The organism is Paenibacillus sp. FSL L8-0494 (assembly GCF_038003695.1).
GTDB lineage: Bacteria > Bacillota > Bacilli > Paenibacillales > Paenibacillaceae > Paenibacillus_AQ > Paenibacillus_AQ odorifer.
In genome coordinates this window covers 6877296-6883844 of the sequence record NZ_JBBOPQ010000001.1, presented here as the reverse complement: position 1 = coordinate 6883844, position 6549 = coordinate 6877296, and the positions used below count along the sequence as shown (strand labels likewise).

Annotated in this window: 6 protein-coding genes; all 6 read left to right on the top strand. The window is 42.8% G+C overall.

Features of this window, described 5'->3' with window-relative positions:
- The first annotated feature begins 675 nt into the window (after window positions 1-675).
- Window positions 676-810: a 50S ribosomal protein L34 gene (gene rpmH / locus NYE35_RS31030; RefSeq protein ID WP_036677745.1), complete on the top strand. Its 135-nt coding sequence runs from the start codon at window positions 676-678 to the stop codon at window positions 808-810.
- 289 nt (window positions 811-1099) lie between these two features.
- Window positions 1100-1450 (top strand): ribonuclease P protein component, encoded by a 351-nt coding sequence (gene rnpA, locus NYE35_RS31025; RefSeq protein WP_036677842.1) that lies wholly within the window; start codon window positions 1100-1102, stop codon window positions 1448-1450.
- 86 nt (window positions 1451-1536) lie between these two features.
- Window positions 1537-2406 carry a YidC/Oxa1 family membrane protein insertase gene (locus tag NYE35_RS31020; RefSeq protein ID WP_036677747.1) on the top strand — a complete coding sequence of 290 codons (870 nt, stop codon included), beginning with the start codon at window positions 1537-1539 and terminating at the stop codon, window positions 2404-2406.
- The gene (gene jag, locus NYE35_RS31015; protein WP_036677749.1) at window positions 2403-3137 is read left to right on the top strand and encodes an RNA-binding cell elongation regulator Jag/EloR; all 735 of its coding nucleotides are present in this window, start codon (window positions 2403-2405) and stop codon (window positions 3135-3137) included. The genes NYE35_RS31020 and jag overlap by 4 nt, the downstream gene beginning before the upstream one ends.
- A 109-nt stretch (window positions 3138-3246) precedes the next feature.
- Complete coding sequence (gene mnmE, locus NYE35_RS31010; protein ID WP_076099801.1) at window positions 3247-4623, top strand: tRNA uridine-5-carboxymethylaminomethyl(34) synthesis GTPase MnmE; 1377 nt, start codon at window positions 3247-3249, stop codon at window positions 4621-4623.
- A gap of 39 nt (window positions 4624-4662) precedes the next feature.
- Window positions 4663-6549 carry a tRNA uridine-5-carboxymethylaminomethyl(34) synthesis enzyme MnmG gene (mnmG, locus tag NYE35_RS31005; protein ID WP_036677754.1) on the top strand — a complete coding sequence of 629 codons (1887 nt, stop codon included), beginning with the start codon at window positions 4663-4665 and terminating at the stop codon, window positions 6547-6549.

Here is a 6549-nt window from a genome sequence, read left to right as displayed (position 1 = left end):
AGACTGTCACTCCTTTAAATCTTCCAAATGTGGCATCAGCCATGAAGTGGAAATGTCGAAGAAAATAGGTTGGTGCTGATATTTATCCCCAGTAGGCAATATGAAGAGACAAAAAAATATGGATAAATTTGATTTGTTCACAACTTTATCCACAGCTTGTTGATAATTAAGAGAACAAACAAATCTATTCACATTCAAAAGTAATACCATCATAGCAAAACGCCCCTTATTTTTCAATGAGCAGGGCTATTTTATCCACAAATTCAAGCACTTGTGTACAATTATTAGGAACACCACTACATATTGTTGATAATTTGTTTACGGTTCGACACTTTACGCCAAAGGTTCGATAATTTTATACACAGGTTGTGCTCAACTGTGAGCAGTCGACTTTATTTTTTGATCACAGGTGGATAACTGTCATATCTTGTGGATTACTTTTTTTCTGGGGAGAGTTGTGGATAAACACCTGAGCTTGAGGGGGAGGAACAAGCCGGTTACTAGGTTGACTTTTGCTCATAAAATATGTTTAAATATATAAAGGTGTTTTCTGTAAGGATATGTCTCGATATATAAAAATGATGATTCTTGTAGATACTGTCCCTACTATAAGGACGGCTTAGTCCGTTTCTGCTTATATGACAGTAATTAAGTTCCTGTAAGGGAGGTGCAATTATGAGACCGACATTTAGACCAAATGTGAGCAAACGTAGTAAGGTTCACGGTTTCCGTAAAAGAATGAGCACGAAAAACGGCCGTAAAGTGCTGGCAGCTCGCCGCTTGAAAGGCAGAAAAGTTTTGAGTGCGTAAGTTAGGCCACTAAGGGACCACTGCGGTGGTCTTTTTTTACTGCTTTTTATTATTATTGCTCTGCAAAAGTCTAGGATCTCGCTTAATGCGCTAGCTACACTTTGCGGGGCTATTTAACGTATATTGAGAAATATTTTGTGAGAAGTTGAAATTATTTTTCCTACTATATATAGAAGCTTAATTTCAGCACAGTGAATGTGGTCGTTTATGGCTGCTTGCAAATGCCTATACTATTAGAAGAAAAAATTCGGAGGGACACTTAAACCGGATTTTTATGAAGGAGATTCCCGTGCACAAAAAGTTACGTTTACGAAACCGTGCCGACTTCAGTCGTGTATACCGCCATGGGAAGTCATTTGCGAATCATCAATTTGTAGTGTATTGGTTTGGCAAAAAAGAGGTAGAGCGATTTAGAGTAGGTGTGTCTGTTAGCAAAAAGGTCGGAAACGCGGTTGTCCGTAACCGTATGAGAAGATTAGTTAAGGAAATCGTCCGTCACCATGAACCCGAGATTGCAGGTGGCTTAGACATGGTGTTTATCGTAAGAAAAGGAGCGCTTTCCATGGAGTATGCAGAGCTCGAAAAAAGTGTGCTGCATGTGCTTCGTAAAGCCAAGCTACTCAAGGCTTCCCGCAAATAAAGGGTGCTTAAGAGGCTTGTTTATTTGTATTCATAATTATGGTATGATTTACGGTGGAATGGAATGTTTAAGAGAGGGGTTTTGAAGTGTCTCTAATGAAGACTAGACGAGGAAAATGGTTTCTCCTCATCACGGTAATGGTGTTGTCGTTAGCTGTTCTGTCGGGATGCGCTCCGTCGACTGCTGTTACGCACACTACGGAGGATTTGAAGAATGGAGGCTTCTGGCAAAGTAATGTAGTGTATTATTTCGCCATTGCCTTGGACAAGTTTGCAGATTGGTTTAACGGAGAATATGGTTTAGCCGTACTTGTGATGGTTATTATTGTCCGCACGTTGATTCTTCCGCTTACTATTAAACAGGTGAAGAGCTCGCGTGCAATGCAAGCCATTCAACCGGAACTCCAAAAGATCCAGAAAAAATATAAAGACACACCTGAAAAGGTGCAGCAAGAAACAATGCGTTTGTTCCAAGAGAACAAGGTTAACCCAATGGCGGGTTGTTTACCGCTGATCGTTCAAATGCCTATCTTTATCGCTCTCTACAACTCGATCTACTATAATCCACATCTACGGGAGCACACCTTCTTGTGGCTGGAGCTAGGTAAACCGGATCATCTGTTTATCTTACCAGTGCTAGCAGCATTAACAACATTTATTCAAACTAGAATGATGACCAAAATGAACCCAGTGCAACAACAAGGGCCAATGCAGTTCATGATGATGATCTATCCAGTTCTGATCTTCGTTATGTCGTACAACTTCCCTGCAGCCTTGCCACTATACTGGGTGTACAGTAACCTTTACACTATTATTCAGAACTACTTCTTATACCGCAACAACGATAAACACAAATTGGCAATCGCAAGTGCTGTAAAAAGTACAGATGACTCCAGTCCTGCTCCGAAGAGCAAAGGCGGCAACAAGTCATCGAAGGGAGCCAAAAAGTCAAAATGAGCAAAGTCGTCGCAACAGGGAAAACCATTGAAGAAGCTGTAGAACGGGGACTAACCCAGCTTGGAGTTCAAAAGGACCGGGTAACGGTCAACGTACTTGAGCAGCCATCAAGAGGATTCCTGGGATTGATCGGTGCGAAAGGTGCCAAGGTTGAACTAACCTTGATAGCCGAAGCCGCACCGGCATCAGCGGCGAGTGCTCCGTCACTGCCTCAACAGTCAGCAAGAGAGAGCAAACAGGAGGCCATCGGCGGTGTGCCACGCCAAGATTCCGGACAACCGGTGGAGGAAGCTTACCAAGAAGCCGTTCATTTCATTGTGGATGTCGCTAAGAGCATGGGGCTCGAAGTGGAGGTAGAAATCGTCCACACCAAGGAATCCACGATTCTGCAAATTTCCGGTCCAGATTTGGGACTGTTAATTGGCAGAAGAGGACAAACTCTCGATGCTCTACAGTATTTGGCTAATATTGTAGCTAACCGTTATTCCGACAGTTTTATACGGCTTGTGTTAGATGCAGAGAACTTCCGTGAGCGCCGTAAAAAAACGCTTGAAGAGCTGGCTGATCGTTTAGCCGGACGTGTAATTCGCACTCGTAAAGAGGTAGTACTGGAGCCAATGTCTCCTCAGGAGCGCAAGATTATCCACTCCAGGTTACAGGATCATCGGCAAGTGAGTACCCTCAGTAAAGGCGAAGAGCCAAATCGCCGCGTCGTTATAACCTTGAAGTAAAGACTATATGGATGCAATGACTCCTTGACCAATGTAAGGGGTCATTGTTTTTTTAAAAATAAAAGAACGTTTCTATTCAAAAAATATAAGTTTTGGGGTGAAAAACAGCATGCTTAGTGACACCATTGCTGCCGTATCGACGGCATTAGGCGAGGGAGGAATTGCTATTATTCGGGTAAGTGGCCCACAGGCTATTTCCCAAGTGGCACCATTATTTCGCAGCCGAATTCCATTAACTGAAGCGGAATCGCATACCGTTCATTACGGACATATCGTCAGTCCTGATAACGGAGAGAAGATGGAAGAAGTGTTGGTAACCGTTATGAAAGGACCACGTTCTTTTACGACCGAGGATGTAGTAGAGATCAGTGCTCATGGCGGTGTAATTTCTGTAAGAAGAGTGATGGACTTACTTCTGCAGCAGGAGATAAGGTTAGCCGAGCCGGGGGAGTTCACCAAGCGTGCTTTCTTGGGCGGACGTATCGATTTATCGCAGGCTGAGGCTGTTATTGATCTGATTCGCTCTAAGTCTGACCGGGCTTTTTCTGTAGCTTTAAAACAGGTTAGCGGATCCTTATCGGATCGAATTCATGCTTTACGCCACACACTTATTGAGATGCTGGCTCATATTGAAGTGAATATAGATTATCCAGAACATGATGTAGAATCCATGACAGCTGAATTTATTAAAGATAAAAGCAGTGAGGTTATGGAGGGAATAACAAAGCTGCTTAAGACATCTAATGAAGGAAAAATACTTCGTGAAGGGATTACGACAGCTATTGTCGGACGTCCGAACGTTGGTAAATCATCATTGCTAAATGCATTAGCTCGTGAGAATAAAGCGATTGTAACAGATATTCCGGGAACAACACGTGATGTAATAGAAGAATTTATAACGATAAATAATATACCGCTTAAGCTGCTCGATACTGCGGGAATTCGTGAAACGATGGATGTTGTTGAGAAAATTGGGGTGGAGCGCTCCAAAGCGGCAGTTAGTGACGCCGACCTGATTCTACTTGTGCTGAATGCTAATGAAGAGCTGCATGAGGATGAATTGGCATTGATGGAACAAATACACGGTAGACAGTGCCTAGTAATCATGAATAAAATGGACTTACCGTCCAAACTGGATAAGGATAAGTTGCTCTCGTTTTTTGAGGAGTCTAACATTGTACCGATGTCCGTTCTGGAAGAGGAAGGTCTAGACAAACTTGAAGATGCCATTTCGACACTCTTTTTTGGTGGAAAGCTGGAATCGGGTGACTTGACATATGTGAGTAATGTGAGACATATAGCCCTGCTCAAAAAAGCCTATAAATCACTTCAAGATGCATACGATGCTGCAGAACAGTATATACCGATTGATATGATTCAAATCGATGTACGGCTCGCATGGGAACAGCTTGGGGAAATAATTGGCGATACTGCAGCTGACTCTTTGTTAGACCAAATATTCTCACAATTTTGTTTAGGAAAATAAGATTCACGATTTAATATAATTTCAAGGGGGAAACAGGACATGAGTTATGATGGAGGCAACTATGACGTTATCGTCATTGGCGCTGGTCATGCTGGCTGTGAAGCAGCACTGGCTGCAGCCCGGATGGGTTGCAGTACGTTAATGATCACAATTAACCTGGATATGGTTGCATTCATGCCCTGCAATCCGTCCATAGGCGGACCTGCCAAAGGACATGTAGTGCGTGAAATTGATGCGCTTGGCGGAGAAATGGGCCGCAATATAGATAAGACATTCATTCAACTGCGTATGCTGAATACAGGTAAAGGACCAGCAGTACATGCTTTACGTGCACAAGCTGATAAATTCCTTTATCAACATACAATGAAGGAAACTATGGAGAAAACGCCTAATTTGACACTTCGTCAAGGGATGGTTGAGCGTTTAATCGTTGAGGATGGACGTTGTGTAGGTGTAGTTACGAAGACTGGCACCGAATACCATAGTAAGACTGTTATCCTGACAACAGGTACTTACCTGCGCGGTAAAGTGATTATGGGTGAGCTAACATATGAAAGTGGACCTAACAATCAACAGCCATCCGTGAAGCTTTCTGAGAATTTGCGGGAGCTTGGGTTTGAATTGGTGCGTTTTAAAACAGGTACTCCACCACGTGTACATCGTGATACGATCGATTTCTCTAAGACAGAAATTCAACCAGGTGACGATGAACCGAAATTCTTTTCGTTCGAAACGAAATCATCCGATAACGAACAACTTCCTTGTTGGTTAACGTATACCTCTGAGGTTACTCATCAGATTATTAATGATAACCTTCATCGTGCGCCAATGTTCACAGGTATTATCGAAGGAACTGGCCCACGTTATTGCCCTTCTATAGAAGATAAGGTCGTAAGATTCAGTGATAAATCTAAGCATCAGATCTTTTTAGAGCCAGAGGGAAAAAATACATCGGAATACTATGTACAAGGTCTGTCCACTAGTCTTCCTGAGGATGTACAGCTAGCTATCTTACGTTCCATCCCCGGTATGGAAAAGGTAGAGATGATGCGTAACGGCTATGCTATTGAATATGATGCAATGGTTCCTACACAGCTATGGCCATCTCTTGAAACTAAACGTCTTCCAGGTCTGTTCACTGCTGGACAAATCAATGGCACTTCCGGTTATGAGGAAGCAGCAGGCCAAGGGGTTATGGCTGGAATTAATGCAGCACGCAAAGTGCAAGACAAAGAACCCGTAATTCTAGATCGTTCACAGGGATACATTGGTGTACTCATTGATGATCTCGTGACTAAGGGAACGAATGAACCTTACCGTCTGCTTACTTCACGTGCAGAATATCGTTTGTTGCTTCGCCATGACAATGCAGATCTAAGACTTACACCTATCGGTTACGACATTGGTTTGATCACACAGGAGCGTTTCGATAACTTCACAGATAAGAAAGAACGGGTGGAGCGTGAAATTGTTCGTCTGCAAGAAACAAAGGTTAAACCTGTTGATGTAAACCAAGTACTAGCGCAATATGAATCGGCACCTATTGTAGATGGCAGTAATTTGCTAGTTCTGATGCGGCGCCCAGAGCTTGTATATAGTTTTGTTGATCAAGTATCACCATCACCAGAGATGCTGGATGCAGAAATGAAAGAGCAAGTAGAAATCCAAATTAAATATGCCGGATATATAGAAAAACAACTTCAACATGTGGAGCGCCTGCAAAAGATGGAGAAGAAAAAAATTCCAGATGACATTAATTATAATGAAATCCATGGATTAGCGATGGAAGCGCGGCAGAAGCTGACTAAGATTCACCCGATCTCTATCGGGCAGGCTTCTCGGATTGCGGGAGTTACACCTGCTGATATTTCCATTCTTCTTGTATATCTTGAGCATTACAACCGGGTAACCGCGGCGAAAGGATAA